Annotated in this window: 12 protein-coding genes, 1 tRNA gene and 1 pseudogene; all 14 read left to right on the top strand. The window is 51.3% G+C overall.

Annotated features, from left to right (window positions below; all coding sequences use genetic code 11):
- Positions 1-82 (top strand): EF-Tu C-terminal domain-related protein (locus tag NSP04_RS12685; protein ID WP_461786809.1); only part of this gene is annotated, 82 nt, incomplete at its 5' end.
- Positions 83-109: 27 nt separating this feature from the next.
- Positions 110-185 (top strand) — tRNA-Trp (locus tag NSP04_RS12680).
- A 57-nt stretch (positions 186-242) separates the two neighbouring features.
- On the top strand, positions 243-626 hold the full coding sequence (gene secE / locus NSP04_RS12675; RefSeq protein ID WP_257512724.1) for a preprotein translocase subunit SecE: 384 nt from the start codon (positions 243-245) through the stop codon (positions 624-626).
- Entirely contained in the window at positions 626-1,159 is a 534-nt protein-coding gene (gene nusG / locus NSP04_RS12670) for a transcription termination/antitermination protein NusG (protein ID WP_008248014.1), read from the top strand. The genes secE and nusG overlap by 1 nt, the downstream gene beginning before the upstream one ends.
- Positions 1,160-1,271: 112 nt before the next feature.
- Positions 1,272-1,703, top strand: a complete 432-nt coding sequence (gene rplK / locus NSP04_RS12665) for a 50S ribosomal protein L11 (protein ID WP_130557571.1) — start codon at positions 1,272-1,274, stop codon at positions 1,701-1,703.
- Positions 1,704-2,402, top strand: a complete 699-nt coding sequence (rplA, locus tag NSP04_RS12660; protein WP_257512723.1) for a 50S ribosomal protein L1 — start codon at positions 1,704-1,706, stop codon at positions 2,400-2,402.
- Between the two features lie 220 nt (positions 2,403-2,622).
- Positions 2,623-3,153: a 50S ribosomal protein L10 gene (rplJ, locus tag NSP04_RS12655; protein WP_257512722.1), complete on the top strand. Its 531-nt coding sequence runs from the start codon at positions 2,623-2,625 to the stop codon at positions 3,151-3,153.
- A gap of 47 nt (positions 3,154-3,200) precedes the next feature.
- Positions 3,201-3,578, top strand: coding sequence for a 50S ribosomal protein L7/L12 (rplL, locus tag NSP04_RS12650; RefSeq protein WP_257512721.1), 378 nt, complete (start codon positions 3,201-3,203; stop codon positions 3,576-3,578).
- Between the two features lie 138 nt (positions 3,579-3,716).
- The gene (rpoB, locus tag NSP04_RS12645; RefSeq protein WP_257512720.1) at positions 3,717-7,826 is read left to right on the top strand and encodes a DNA-directed RNA polymerase subunit beta; all 4,110 of its coding nucleotides are present in this window, start codon (positions 3,717-3,719) and stop codon (positions 7,824-7,826) included.
- Between the two features lie 23 nt (positions 7,827-7,849).
- Positions 7,850-12,079: a DNA-directed RNA polymerase subunit beta' gene (gene rpoC / locus NSP04_RS12640; RefSeq protein ID WP_257512719.1), complete on the top strand. Its 4,230-nt coding sequence runs from the start codon at positions 7,850-7,852 to the stop codon at positions 12,077-12,079.
- 109 nt (positions 12,080-12,188) lie between these two features.
- On the top strand, positions 12,189-12,572 hold the full coding sequence (gene rpsL, locus NSP04_RS12635; protein ID WP_138517786.1) for a 30S ribosomal protein S12: 384 nt from the start codon (positions 12,189-12,191) through the stop codon (positions 12,570-12,572).
- Positions 12,573-12,686: 114 nt separating this feature from the next.
- Entirely contained in the window at positions 12,687-13,157 is a 471-nt protein-coding gene (rpsG, locus tag NSP04_RS12630) for a 30S ribosomal protein S7 (protein WP_257512718.1), read from the top strand.
- An 18-nt stretch (positions 13,158-13,175) separates the two neighbouring features.
- On the top strand, positions 13,176-15,278 hold the full coding sequence (fusA, locus tag NSP04_RS12625) for an elongation factor G (RefSeq protein ID WP_257512717.1): 2,103 nt from the start codon (positions 13,176-13,178) through the stop codon (positions 15,276-15,278).
- A gap of 33 nt (positions 15,279-15,311) precedes the next feature.
- Positions 15,312-15,394, top strand: a pseudogene (locus NSP04_RS15080) (GTP-binding protein); the annotation flags it as partial.

Below are 15,394 nucleotides of genomic sequence, written 5' to 3'. Positions count from 1 at the left end.
GATGGAAGAAGGTCTGCGTTTCGCGATTCGCGAAGGTGGCCGTACGGTAGGTGCTGGCGTAGTTGCCAAAATTACCAAGTAATTATCGAGTAACTTTCGCAGGTTTTTTAGGGCAATAGCTCAATTGGCAGAGCGTCGGTCTCCAAAACCGAAGGTTGTGGGTTCGATTCCCTCTTGCCCTGCCAAATTTGGTAGGACCGTCGCCGCTGAAGCGATTCAGCGGCGGCTTACATTTTAAGAATATGGCGCAAAACGACATTCAAACAGTATCTACAGGGCAGGACAAGCTGTTGCTTGTGTTGGCAGTTGCATTCGCAATTGGCGGCGCGGTGGCTTATCAGGTTTTGTCTGCAGAAGACTTCTTTATCCGCCTTGGTGTGGTTTTGTTGGGTGTTGTGCTGGCTGTGGGCAGTTTTCTGCTTTCACAAACTGGCAAGCGATTCGTGGGTTTCGCCAAAGATTCGGTGAACGAAGCCAAGCGGGTTGTGTGGCCTACGCGCAAGGAAGGGATGCAAATGACCGGCGTGGTCTTTGTGTTCGTGTTGATCATGTCGATCTACCTTCTGCTTGTGGACAAAACGCTTGAGTGGGTGTTTTACGATCTGATTTTAGGGTGGACAATATAATGTCAAAACGCTGGTACGTGGTGCACGCATACTCAGGGCTTGAGAAGAGTGTGCAGCGAGCACTGCAGGAGCGCATTGACCGTTCCGAATTTTCGGATTTGTTCGGGCAAATTTTGGTTCCTTCCGAGGAAGTTGTCGAAATCAAGGGTGGTCAGAAGTCAATTTCTGAGCGTCGTTTCTTTCCCGGCTATGTGCTGGTCGAAATGGAGATGACCGACGATTCCTGGCACTTGGTTAAAAATACGCCGAAGGTTACCGGTTTTGTGGGTGGTACGGGCAACCGTCCAACACCGATTTCTCAAAAAGAAGTCGACAAGATCATGCAGCAAATGCAGGAAGGGGCTGAAAAGCCGCGTCCCAAAGTGCTTTATGAAGTTGGCGAAATGGTTCGAGTTAAAGAAGGCCCATTTGCTGATTTCAATGGCAACGTGGAAGAAATTAATTACGAGAAAAGCAAGCTGCGTGTGTCGGTCACCATTTTCGGTCGCGCCACACCAGTAGAGCTTGATTTCCACCAAGTCGAGAAAGTCTGACTGGTCGATAAGTTTTCGTGCCGCCTGTATTTAATTGCTGACAGGAACTACGGTAATTCAAGCAATACGAGGAGCAGCTTTTTGCTGCGTTTGAACTCACGGAGAAATTTCAATGGCCAAGAAAATTATTGGCTTTATCAAGCTACAGGTTCCAGCTGGTAAAGCAAACCCATCACCACCCATCGGTCCAGCATTGGGTCAGCGTGGTTTGAACATCATGGAATTTTGTAAGGCATTCAACGCCCAAACTCAAGGTCTTGAGCCAGGTTTGCCGATTCCAGTGGTGATCACCGCTTTCGCGGACAAGTCTTTCACGTTCATCATGAAGACGCCTCCCGCGACTGTACTGATCAAGAAAGCAGCGAAAATCACGAAAGGCTCGCCACGTCCCCATTTGGACAAAGTGGGCAAGATCACTCGTGAGCAAGCCGAAGAAATCGCAAAAACAAAAATGCCCGACCTGACTGCTGCTGACATGGATGCTGCTGTACGCACCATCGCTGGTTCAGCCCGCAGCATGGGTATCGTGGTGGAGGGTCTATAAATGGCTAAGTTATCCAAACGCACCCAGGCTTTGCGCGCGAAAATCGATCGCAATGCCGTGTATCCAGTAGAGCAGGCTTTGGGCCTGATCAAAGAAACTGCAACCGCCAAGTTTGATGAGTCTGTTGACGCAGCCATTCAACTGGGTGTTGATGCACGTAAATCTGACCAAGTTGTTCGCGGCTCAGTGGTTTTACCCGCTGGTACTGGCAAGACAGTTCGAGTGGCCGTATTTGCTCAAGGTGCCAAGGCTGAAGAAGCCAAGGCCGCTGGTGCGGACATCGTTGGTATGGACGATTTGGCTGCCGAAGTGAAAGCAGGCAACATGAACTTCGACGTGGTGATCGCATCACCCGACACCATGCGTATCGTAGGTACCTTGGGTCAAATCTTGGGTCCACGTGGTTTGATGCCAAACCCGAAAGTGGGTACGGTGACGCCTGATGTGTCCACTGCGGTTAAAAACGCCAAGGCGGGTCAAGTTCAGTTCCGTACAGACAAAGCAGGTATCATCCACTGCACAATCGGTCGTGCATCGTTTGATGTGGAAAAATTGAAGTCAAACCTCAGCGCGTTGCTGGATGCATTGAACAAATCCAAGCCAGCGTCGTCCAAGGGTGTATACCTGAGAAAGATTGCCGTATCCAGCACCATGGGTGGTGGTGTACGTGTTGACCAAACCTCGGTTTTGGGTCAATAAAGAACTTTGGGCTGCAATTGCCGATTCGTCTTTAATTGGTCGGTAAATGCAGGTTGTCAAAGACCGTTGGAAACTGAAGGTTCAATTTGAGCCCGACGTTTTAAAAAACCATCCAACCTAGATGGCGGTCCCGGGTAAGAGTAATGAATGTATGTTCAAAGCTTGATTTCGGTCGCCTGTTTTAAACAGTGCAATAAGCGCTTCTTTTTGGAGAAAGACCGTGGCCTTAAATCGCCAAGAAAAAGCAGCAGTCATTGAAGAGATCACTAGCCAATTGGCCGGTGCTCAAGCAGTGGTTGTTGCTGAATATCGTGGTCTGTCTGTAGAAAGTGTGACGCAGCTCCGCAAGGAAGCTCGTGCAGCAGGTGTTTATTTGCGTGTTCTGAAAAACACATTGGCAAAGCGAGCCATTGCCGGTACAGACTTTGAAGGTCTGTCCGACAAAATGGTTGGCCCGTTGATTTACGGGATCAGTTCTGATCCCGTGGCGGCAGCCAAAGTGTTGGTTAATTTCGCGAAGACAAACGACAAGCTCATTCTGACAGGCGGCGCGCTGCCAGGTCAGGTAATGGGTGCGGACGGTGTGAAGGCTTTGGCCACCATGCCAAGTCGTGATGAACTTCTGTCGAAATTGCTGGGCACGATGCAAGCACCAATCGCAACATTCGTACGTACGCTCAATGAAGTACCTACGAAGTTTGTTCGCGGTCTGGCTGCTGTTCGTGATCAAAAAGAATCGCAAGCTGCTTAACTTTTTTCAAGATAGCCGAATCAAACTTTTAACTGGAGAATACACAAATGGCCAATAAAGCCGAAATCCTGGAAGCCATCGCTGGCATGACCGTACTTGAATTGTCTGAACTGATTTCCGAAATGGAAGAGAAGTTCGGCGTTTCTGCTGCTGCTGCTGCTGTTGCAGTTGCTGCTCCTGCCGCTGGTGCTGGTGCTGCTGCCGCTGAAGAAAAGACAGAATTCGACGTAATTCTGACTGCAGCTGGCGAAAGCAAAGTAAACGTAATTAAGGTAGTTCGCGCACTGACAGGTCTTGGCCTGAAAGAAGCGAAAGACCTCGTTGATGGCGCGCCTAAAGCTGTTAAGGAAGGCGTTTCCAAAGCTGAAGCCGACGACGTCAAGAAGCAACTTGAAGAAGCTGGTGCAAAAGTCGACGTTAAGTAATGTCGGTTTTTGAAATGCCCGGGGGTTTTTGCCTCCGGGCTTTTTGCGCTTGAAAAAGCGATTACAAACTAGAGTGTGTTAAGCCATGTGTAGAACACATGCATATCGCTTAATCCGCTCGACATCAGGACAGAAAATATGTCTTACTCTGCCACCGAGAAAAAACGCATACGCAAAAGCTTTGCGAAACGGCCTCCAGTTTTGGATGTTCCGTATCTTCTCACCACTCAACTCGACTCTTACACCGACTTTCTTCAATTGGGCCTACCCGTTGAAAAGCGTGCTGAACAAGGATTGCAGGCTGCATTTCAGTCTGTGTTCCCGATCGTTTCGCACAACGGTTATGCCCGCTTGGAGTTCGTTCAATACGCTCTGGGTGAACCCGCTTTTGACGTCAAGGAATGTCAGCAGCGTGGGCTGACTTTCTGTTCGCCATTGCGCGCTCGCGTTCGCTTGGTGCTTCTTGACCGTGAGGCCAGCAAGCCCACCGTGAAAGAAGTAAAAGAGCAAGAGGTTTACATGGGCGAATTACCGCTCATGACTCAAAATGGCTCGTTCGTAATCAACGGCACAGAGCGCGTAATTGTTTCTCAGTTGCACCGTTCTCCGGGCGTGTTCTTTGAGCACGATCGTGGTAAAACACACAGTTCTGGCAAGCTTCTGTTCTCGGCACGTATCATTCCTTATCGCGGCTCTTGGCTCGATTTCGAATTCGATCCGAAAGACGTGTTGTACTTCCGTGTCGACCGTCGACGCAAAATGCCAGTCACGATTTTGCTCAAGGCCATCGGCATGAACAACGAGCAAATCCTGTCTTCCTTCTTTGATTTCGACCAGTTCGAGATCAAATCTGAAGGCGCATCCATGGAGTTGATCACTTCACGCCTGAAGGGCGAAGTTGCTAAGTTCGACATATTGGACAAGGCAGGCAAGGTGCTTGTTCAAAAAGACAAGCGAATTAACGCCAAGCACATCCGCGATATTGAAGCGGCTGGTTTGAAGAAAATTTCCGTGCCAGAAGACTTTCTGATTGGCCGCACCCTGGCCAAGAACATTGTGGACGGAAGCACCGGTGAAGTTGTGGCTTCCGCCAACGATGAAATCACTGAAGAAATCATGGGCAAAATCCGTGACGCAGGCGTGAAGCTGGTGGAAACCATTTTCACCAATGAACTTGATCACGGTGCTTACATTTCACAAACCCTGCGCACCGATGAAACAGCGGATCAAACCGCTGCGCGTGTGGCAATCTACCGCATGATGCGCCCAGGCGAGCCGCCCACAGAAGAAGCTGTTGAAATGTTGTTCAATCGCTTGTTCTATAGCGAAGACTCTTATGATTTGTCTCGCGTGGGTCGAATGAAGTTCAACCGCCGCGTTGGCCGACCCGAAGTGGAAGGCGCAATGGTGTTGCAAGACTCTGACATCTTGGCTGTGATCAAGATTTTGGTGGACCTGCGCAACGGCAATGGCGAGATCGACGACATTGACCACCTGGGTAACCGCCGTGTGCGTTGCGTGGGTGAATTGGCCGAGAACCAGTTCCGTGCTGGTTTGGTGCGGGTTGAGCGTGCTGTGAAAGAGCGCTTGGGTCAGGCTGAAGCCGAGAATCTGATGCCGCACGACTTGATTAATTCCAAGCCAATCTCTGCAGCAATCAAGGAGTTCTTTGGTTCTTCTCAGTTGTCGCAGTTCATGGACCAAACCAACCCGCTGTCTGAAATCACGCACAAGCGCCGCGTTTCAGCTTTGGGCCCTGGCGGTTTGACTCGCGAACGAGCTGGCTTTGAAGTTCGTGACGTACACACCACGCACTATGGCCGTGTGTGTCCAATCGAAACACCGGAAGGTCCAAACATTGGTTTGATCAACTCCATGGCCATGTTCGCACGTTTGAACGAGTATGGTTTCCTGGAAACGCCTTACCGCAAAGTTGAAGGCGGTGTGGTGTCCGATGAGATCGTTTACCTGTCGGCCATTGAAGAGGGCCGTTTCGTGATCGCTCAGGCGAACGCGGAGATCGACGAGAAGAAACGCTTGGTCGGTGACCTGGTGTCTTGTCGTGTAGCGGGTGAATTCGAGTTGATGGATCCATCTGGTGTGGAACTGATGGACGTTGCACCTGGCCAAATTGTGTCTGTTGCTGCCTCCTTGATTCCGTTCCTGGAACACGACGATGCGAACCGCGCCTTGATGGGTGCCAACATGCAGCGTCAGGCTGTTCCATGTCTGCGTCCTGAAAAGCCGTTTGCTGGTACAGGTATCGAGCGCACTGTGGCCGTCGACTCGGGCACAGTAATTGTGGCTGATCATGGTGGCGTGGTTGATTATGTGGACGCCAACCGAATTGTTATTCGCGTGAATGACAATGAAGTGGAATCTGGCTCCGTGGGTGTAGACATCTACAACCTGACGAAGTACACACGTTCCAACCAGAACACCAACATCAACCAGCGCCCCATCGTGAACAAGGGCGACGTCATTGCCAAGGGCGATGTAATTGCCGACGGCGCGTCGACCGACCTGGGCGAATTGGCCTTGGGTCAGAACATGCTGGTCGCTTTCATGCCCTGGAACGGATACAACTTCGAAGATTCAATCTTGATCTCCGAGCGCGTTGTTGCTGAAGACCGCTACACTTCGATTCACATCGAAGAGCTGTCTGTTGTAGCCCGCGACACCAAGTTGGGTTCCGAAGAAATTACACGCGACATTTCCAATTTGTCCGAAGCTCAGTTGTCACGTCTGGATGAGTCCGGCATCGTGTACATCGGTGCGGAAGTGCAAGCTGGTGACGTCATGGTGGGTAAGGTAACGCCTAAAGGCGAAACCCAACTTACGCCAGAAGAAAAACTGCTGCGCGCCATTTTCGGTGAAAAAGCATCCGATGTAAAAGACACTTCCCTGCGCGTGCCTTCTGGCATGACAGGCACAGTGATCGACGTTCAAGTGTTCACCCGCGAAGGCATCGTGCGCGACAAACGCGCTCAGTCCATCATTGATGACGAACTGAAGCGCTACCGTCTCGATTTGAACGATCAAATGCGAATCGTTGAGGCAGATGCTTTCAGCCGTATCGAGCGCTTCCTGGTCGGCAAGGTCGCCAACGGCGGTCCTGCCAAGTTGGCCAAAGGCAGCAAGATTACCGCTGAGTATTTGAAGGAAGTGGATCACCATCATTGGTTCGATATTCGTCTGGCTGAAGAAGAAGCCGCGGGTCAGCTCGAAACATTGAAGAAGTCCATTGAAGACAAGCGTCATCAGTTTGATTTGGCTTTTGAAGAAAAGCGCAAGAAGTTGACGCAAGGCGATGAGTTGCCACCCGGCGTTTTGAAAATGGTTAAGGTTTACCTGGCAGTCAAGCGCCGCTTGCAGCCTGGTGACAAGATGGCGGGCCGTCACGGTAACAAAGGTGTGGTTTCCAAGATTGTTCCAGTCGAAGACTTGCCGCACATGGCCGACGGCCGTCCCGTAGACATCGTGTTGAACCCCTTGGGTGTTCCTTCACGGATGAACGTGGGTCAAATTCTTGAAACCCACCTGGGTTGGGCCGCCAAGGGCATTGGCGATCGCATCAATGAAATGTTGCGTGAACAAAATGCAGTGGCTCGTCTTCGTGAATACCTGCACAAGGTATACAACGGCACAGGTACCACAGTTGATCTGGATTCTTTGACAGACACTGAAATCATCAACATGGGCAAGAACCTGACCAAGGGCATGCCTTTCGCGACCCCAGTATTTGACGGTGCGAACGAAGAAGACATTTTGGAAATGCTGCGTCTGGCTTATCCCGACGAAGATGCCCGAGTGCAGGCCTTGGGCCTGAACGAGTCCAAAACCCAAGTTACTTTGTACGACGGTCGTACAGGTGATGCATTCGACCGCAAGGTCACCGTTGGCTACAAGCACGTGCTGAAATTGCACCACTTGGTCGACGACAAGATGCACGCTCGTTCAACCGGTCCTTACTCATTGGTAACGCAGCAGCCTTTGGGCGGTAAAGCCCAGTTCGGTGGCCAGCGTTTCGGCGAGATGGAAGTGTGGGCCTTGGAAGCTTATGGCGCATCGTACGTATTGCAGGAAATGTTGACTGTGAAATCAGACGACGTGAATGGTCGTACGAAGGTGTATGAGAATTTGGTCAAAGGTGATCACACGATTGATGCCGGTATGCCGGAATCTTTCAACGTACTCGTGAAAGAAATCCGCTCACTCGGTATTGATATTGATCTGGACCGTAATTGATCGGTCGCGACGGAGGTATTTAAATGAAAGCTTTATTAGATCTGTTTAAACAGGTCCAGCAGGACGAGCAGTTCGACGCAATCAAAATTGCGATCGCATCGCCCGACAAAATCCGTTCGTGGTCTTTTGGTGAGGTTAAGAAGCCTGAAACCATCAACTATCGTACCTTCAAGCCAGAGCGCGATGGTCTGTTTTGTGCCAAGATTTTTGGCCCAATCAAAGACTATGAATGCTTGTGCGGCAAGTACAAGCGCCTAAAGCACCGCGGTGTTATTTGTGAAAAGTGCGGCGTGGAAGTCACCTTGGCCAAGGTGCGTCGTGAACGCATGGGCCACATTGACCTGGCCTCGCCTGTTGCGCACATCTGGTTCCTGAAATCACTGCCATCCCGTTTGGGCATGGTGCTGGACATGACCCTGCGGGACATTGAACGCGTACTGTACTTCGAAGGTTTCGTGGTTGTAGAACCCGGTATGACCCCGCTGAAACGCGCGCAGTTGCTGACCGAAGAAGATTATCTGGCCAAGCAGGAAGAGTACGGTGACGACTTCGTGGCGTTCATGGGTGCGGAAGGCATTCGCGAACTGTTGAAGTCTATTGACATCGACCGCGAAGTCACCACCTTGCGTGAAGAGTTGGGTACTACCAACTCAGAAGCCAAGATCAAGAAAATTGCCAAGCGTCTAAAGGTGCTCGAAGGTTTCCAGAAATCTGGCATCAAGCCGGAATGGATGATTCTGGAAGTGCTGCCTGTGTTGCCGCCTGAATTGCGCCCACTGGTGCCCTTGGATGGCGGCCGCTTTGCGACCTCCGACCTGAACGATTTGTACCGTCGCGTCATCAACCGAAACAACCGCTTGAAGCGTTTGCTTGAATTGAACGCCCCCGACATCATCGTGCGCAACGAAAAGCGCATGTTGCAGGAAGCCGTGGATTCACTGCTGGACAACGGTCGTCGCGGCAAGGCCATGACGGGTGCCAACAAGCGCCCATTGAAGTCGCTTGCCGACATGATCAAAGGCAAGGGCGGTCGTTTCCGTCAAAACTTGCTGGGCAAGCGAGTTGACTACTCTGGCCGTTCAGTGATTGTGGTGGGTCCACAATTGAAGCTGCACCAGTGCGGCTTGCCAAAGCTGATGGCACTCGAGTTGTTCAAGCCCTTCATTTTCAACCGTTTGGAAGTGATGGGTATTGCAACCACCATCAAGCAAGCCAAGAAGTTTGTTGAAAATCAGGAACCCATCGTATGGGACATTCTGGAAGAAGTGATTCGCGAGCATCCGGTCATGTTGAACCGTGCGCCAACGCTGCACCGTTTGGGTATTCAGGCTTTCGAGCCTGTGCTGATTGAAGGCAAGGCCATTCAATTGCACCCATTGGTATGTGCTGCGTTCAACGCCGACTTCGACGGTGACCAAATGGCGGTTCACGTGCCTTTGTCTCTGGAAGCCCAGATCGAAGCGCGTACCCTGATGTTGGCCTCCAACAACGTTCTGTTCCCTGCCAACGGTGATCCTTCAATTGTTCCTTCACAAGACATCGTGTTGGGCCTTTACTACACCACCCGCGACAAGGTGAATGGCCGCAATGAAGGCATCATGTTCTCCGACGTGGGCGAAGCAAATCGCGCTTACGACAACAAAGAAGTAGAACTTGCCACCCGCGTTACTGTTCGTATTACTGAATACGATGTGAACAAAGAAACCGGCGAAAAGACATCCAAGCGCACACGCTACGAAACAACTGTGGGTCGTGCCTTGTTGTCAGAAATTCTGCCACCAGGCCTGCCATTCTCCTTCATTGATCGTCCTTTGAAGAAGAAAGAAATTTCCCGCCTGATCAACGCGTCTTTCCGTCGCTGTGGTCTGCGTGAAACTGTAATTTTTGCTGACAAGTTGATGCAGTTCGGTTTCCGCATGGCGACTCGTGGTGGTATTTCCATCGCCATGGGCGACATGGTTGTTCCCGCGCAAAAGCAAGTCATCATCGCTGCTGCAGAAGCAGAAGTGAAAGAGATTCAGTCCCAGTACACTTCGGGTCTGGTAACCCAGGGCGAGCGTTACAACAAGGTTGTTGACATCTGGGGCCGCGCAGGCGACCAGGTGGGCAAGGCCATGATGGAACAGTTGGCGACTGAGCCAGTGATCGACCGCAACGGCAATGAAGTGCGTCAGGAATCGTTCAATGCGATTTACATGATGGCCGACTCTGGCGCCCGTGGCTCTGCCGCACAGATCCGCCAGTTGGCCGGTATGCGTGGTTTGATGGCCAAGCCAGACGGCTCCATCATTGAAACGCCGATCATCGCGAACTTCCGCGAAGGTCTGAACGTGTTGCAGTACTTCATTTCCACCCACGGCGCGCGTAAAGGCTTGGCCGATACGGCCCTGAAAACAGCGAACTCAGGTTACCTGACTCGTCGATTGGTTGACGTGACGCAAGATCTGGTGGTTGTGGAAGACGATTGCGGTACCACCAACGGCGTGGCCATGAAGGCCTTGGTTGAAGGTGGTGAGGTGATTGAAGCCTTGCGTGACCGAATTTTGGGTCGTGTGGTTGTTTCTGATGTGGTCAATCCTGAAACTCAGGAAACCGTGTTCGAAGTGGGCAAGCTGCTCGACGAAGATGCAGTTGAACTAATCGACCATTTGGGCATTGACGAAGTACGCGTTCGCACACCGTTGTCGTGCGACACACGTTATGGCCTGTGCGCCAAGTGCTACGGTCGCGATCTGGGTCGTGGTTACTTGGTCAACAATGGTGAGGCGGTGGGTGTTATTGCCGCGCAATCCATTGGTGAGCCCGGTACACAGCTGACCATGCGTACCTTCCACATTGGTGGTGCAGCGTCTCGTGCTGCGGTTGTGTCCAGCATTGAAGCCAAATCAAACGGCGTCATCCGTTTTACAGCAACAATGCGCTACGTGACCAACGGCAAAGGCGAGCAAATCGTGATTTCCCGTTCGGGCGAGGTGTTGATCACTGACGATTTCGGTCGTGAGCGCGAACGTCACAAAGTGCCTTACGGTGCCACATTGGCCGTGCTCGATGGCAATCAGGTGAAAGCCGGTGCCATGCTGGCCACTTGGGATCCGCTAACCCGCCCAATCGTGACTGAATACGCCGGCAAGATCCGCTTCGAAAACATCGAAGAAGGCGCAACTGTCGCCAAGCAGATCGATGATGTAACCGGTTTGTCTACCCTGGTTGTTATTGATGCCAAGCGTCGTACAGCAGGCAGCAAAGGCGAGCGTCCACAGGTGAAGTTGATTGATCCACAAGGCAATGAAGTAAAAATCGCCGGTTCGGATCACTCGGTGAACATCAGCTTCCCGGTTGGCGCACTGATTACCGTGCGAGACAACCAGGACGTGTTCGTGGGTGAAGTTTTGGCGCGTATTCCGCAGGAAAGCCAGAAGACTCGTGACATTACCGGTGGTCTGCCGCGTGTAGCCGAACTGTTCGAAGCCCGTTCACCCAAAGACGCAGGCATGTTGGCCGAAGTTACTGGCACGGTTTCCTTCGGTAAGGACACCAAGGGCAAGCAACGTTTGGTCATCACCGATCTGGATGGTGTGTCGCATGAATTCTTGATTCCCAAAGACAAGCACGTGCTGGTGCACGACGGTCAGGTGGTCAACAAGGGTGAGTCGATTGTGGACGGCCCAGCCGATCCCCACGACATTCTGCGTTTGTTGGGCATCGAAGCATTGGCACGCTACATCGTGGACGAAGTTCAGGATGTGTATCGGTTGCAGGGTGTGAAGATCAACGACAAGCACATTGAAGTGATTGTTCGCCAAATGTTGCGTCGAGTCATTGTGAGTGATGCGGGCGAAACCGGCTTCATTCCAGGTGAGCAGGTTGAGCGTTCGGAGCTGTTGGATGCAAACGACAAAATGCGCAGCGAGAACAAGCGTGAGGCAACTTACCAAAACATCTTGTTGGGTATTACCAAGGCGTCCTTGTCAACCGATTCGTTCATTTCGGCTGCTTCCTTCCAGGAAACAACCCGCGTATTGACCGAAGCGGCCATCATGGGCAAGCGCGACGAATTGCGTGGACTGAAAGAAAACGTGATTGTAGGTCGTTTGATTCCTGCCGGTACCGGCATGGCCTTCCACAAGGCCCGCAAGGAAAAAGAAGGGCGCGAAGCCGAAGAATTGCGTCAGATGGAAGCCGATCATGATCCACGTGCGCAGGCCGAGGCTCTGTTCAATATGCCAGCAGCTGAGGGTTCCGACGAATCCTAAGTTGTTGATTACTCATTGACCTGCGATTGTGTTTTGGAATACAATCGCGGGCTAAATTGGCTGCGGGCATGCCCGTAGCCCTTTTGTTTTTTTAACCGGAACTGGAACTATGCCAACCATTAATCAACTCGTGCGTAAACCGCGCACCAGTGTGACCATGAAGAGCAAAAGCCCCGCGCTTGAGGATTGCCCTCAAAAGCGTGGCGTGTGTACTCGTGTTTACACAACAACTCCAAAAAAACCAAACTCTGCGCTGCGTAAAGTGGCCAAAGTTCGCCTGACCAACGGCTTCGAAGTGATTTCCTACATTGGTGGTGAAGGCCATAACTTGCAGGAACACTCTGTGGTGTTGATCCGTGGCGGTCGTGTGAAAGACTTGCCAGGTGTGCGTTATCACATCGTGCGTGGTTCACTTGACTTGCAGGGTGTTAAGGACCGTAAACAAGCTCGTTCCAAGTATGGTTCGAAGCGTCCAAAAGCTGCCAAAGGTTAATAGCCGATTAGGTAGTTAATTTAAAACCGCATTCCGTGCGGCACACATTTGGTGTGTCGAGTAAGCAGATGCATAAGTGGGATTGCCCACGCTGAAGATAAAGGAATAGTCAAGATGCCACGTCGTCGCGAAGTGCAGCGCAGAGAAGTGCTGCCAGATCCAAAGTTTCAAAGCCAAGAAGTTGCCAAATTCATGAACGTCATCATGTTGTCTGGCAAGAAAGCTGTCGCCGAACGCATTATTTATGGTGCATTCGACAGCATCTCAACGAAAGCTGGTAAAGACCCACTCGAGGTGTTCAACGCCGCGATCAACAACGTAAAGCCTGTTGTTGAAGTGAAGTCTCGCCGCGTCGGTGGTGCGAACTACCAAGTTCCGGTGGAAGTTCGTCCCTCACGTCGATTGGCCCTGGCCATGCGTTGGGTGCGGGAAGCAGCCAAGAAGCGTAGTGAAAAGTCCATGGACCTTCGCCTTGCAGGTGAACTGCTTGAGGCAGCTGAAGGTCGCGGTGGTGCGATGAAGAAGCGTGATGAAGTGCACCGCATGGCTGAAGCCAACAAAGCCTTCTCGCATTTCCGATTCTAAATTTAACTGGAGTAGCAAATGGCTCGTAAGACGCCCATTGAGCGATATCGCAATATTGGTATTTCCGCGCACATTGATGCTGGAAAAACCACAACGACTGAACGTATCCTGTTTTACACAGGCGTAAGTCACAAGATTGGTGAAGTGCATGATGGTGCAGCCACCATGGACTGGATGGAACAGGAACAAGAGCGTGGTATTACCATTACCTCTGCTGCGACAACCTGTTTCTGGAAGGGTATGGACAATTCCTACCCAGAGCATCGCTTTAACATCATTGACACCCCAGGGCACGTTGACTTCACGATTGAAGTTGAGCGTTCCATGCGTGTTCTGGATGGTGCATGTATGGTTTACTGTGCAGTGGGTGGTGTTCAGCCTCAGTCTGAAACTGTATGGCGTCAGGCCAACAAATACAAGGTGCCTCGTTTGGCCTTCGTGAACAAGATGGACCGCACGGGTGCAAACTTTTTCAAGGTGGTTGAGCAAATGCGCTTGCGTTTGCGTGCAAACCCAGTGCCAATCGTGATTCCAATTGGCTCTGAAGAGAAGTTTCAGGGCGTGGTTGATCTAATCAAGATGAAGGCCATTTACTGGGATGAAGCATCCCAGGGTATGAAATTCGATTACCGCGAAATTCCAGCTGAATTGCAAGCAGACGCTGAAAAGTGGCGCGAGCTTATGGTCGAAGCCGCCGCTGAAGCCTCCGAAGAGCTGATGAACAAGTACCTTGAAGGCGGCACACTGTCCGAAGCTGAAATTATTTTTGGTATTCGTACCCGCACGATTTCAACTGAAATTCAGCCAATGCTGTGCGGCACCGCATTCAAGAACAAGGGTGTTCAGCGCATGCTTGACGCCGTTATTGATTTTTTGCCTTCGCCTGTGGACATTCCGCCAGTGTCTGGCACTGACGATGACGAAGAGCCTGTGGTTCGCCACGCCAACGATGAAGAAAAGCTCTCTGCTTTGGCGTTCAAATTGATGACCGATCCATTCGTGGGTCAGTTGACATTTGTACGTGTTTATTCTGGTGTGTTGAACAAAGGCGACGCGGTGTATAACCCAGTGCGCGGCAAAAAAGAGCGTATTGGTCGTATTGTTCAGATGCACGCCAACAACCGCTTGGAAGTGGAAGAGATTCGCGCTGGCGACATTGCTGCTTGCGTAGGTTTGAAAGATGTGACCACTGGTGAAACACTTTGTGATCCTTCGGCCATCATTACACTAGAGCGCATGGTATTTCCCGAGCCTGTTATTGCTCAGGCTGTTGAGCCAAAAACCAAGACTGACCAGGAGAAAATGGGTATCGCTCTGGGTCGCTTGGCCGCAGAAGATCCTTCTTTCCGTGTTCGCACGGACGAAGAATCAGGCCAGACCATTATTGCGGGTATGGGCGAATTGCACCTCGAGATTATCGTGGATCGCATGAAGCGCGAATTTGGTGTAGAAGCCAACGTGGGCAAGCCTCAGGTGGCCTACCGCGAAACAATCCGCAACACCGTGAAGGAAGTTGAAGGCAAGTTTGTTCGCCAGTCGGGCGGTCGTGGTCAGTATGGTCACGTTGTTCTGCGTGTTGAGCCAAACGAAGCGGGCAAAGGTTTTGAGTTCCTTGATGAAATCAAGGGTGGTGTTGTTCCTCGTGAATACATCCCTGCGGTACAAAAAGGTATTGAAGAGTCCTTGAGCAATGGTGTGTTGGCTGGTTATCCGGTTGTAGACATCAAAGTGGCCTTGCATTTCGGTTCATACCACGATGTTGACTCCAATGAAACAGCATTCAAAATTGCTGCTTCCATGGGTTTTAAGGAAGGTATGCGTCGCGCCAGCCCAGTGCTGCTCGAACCAATGATGGCTGTTGAAGTCGAGTCGCCAGAAGATTACGCCGGTACTGTGATGGGCGATTTGTCATCACGTCGTGGTGTTGTTCAGGGTATGGATGACATCCCCGGTGGTGGTAAGGCGATCAAAGCTGAAGTACCTTTGGCTGAAATGTTTGGTTATTCCACCACATTGCGCTCCCTGACTCAGGGTCGTGCGACGTACAGCATGGAATTCAAGCACTACAGCGAAGCGCCCAAAAACGTAGCGGAAGCTGTAATCAGCGCCCGTGCCAAATAATTGAAATTAAAGAACTGAAAAGAGGTATTTGCAATGGCAAAAGAAAAGTTTGAGCGTAAGAAGCCACACGTAAACGTTGGAACGATTGGTCACGTAGACCATGGCAAGACAACATT

Origin of the sequence: Limnobacter parvus (assembly GCF_024623725.1) — a bacterium.
GTDB lineage: Bacteria > Pseudomonadota > Gammaproteobacteria > Burkholderiales > Burkholderiaceae_B > Limnobacter > Limnobacter parvus.
This window is presented reverse-complemented; position numbering and strand designations above follow the sequence as displayed.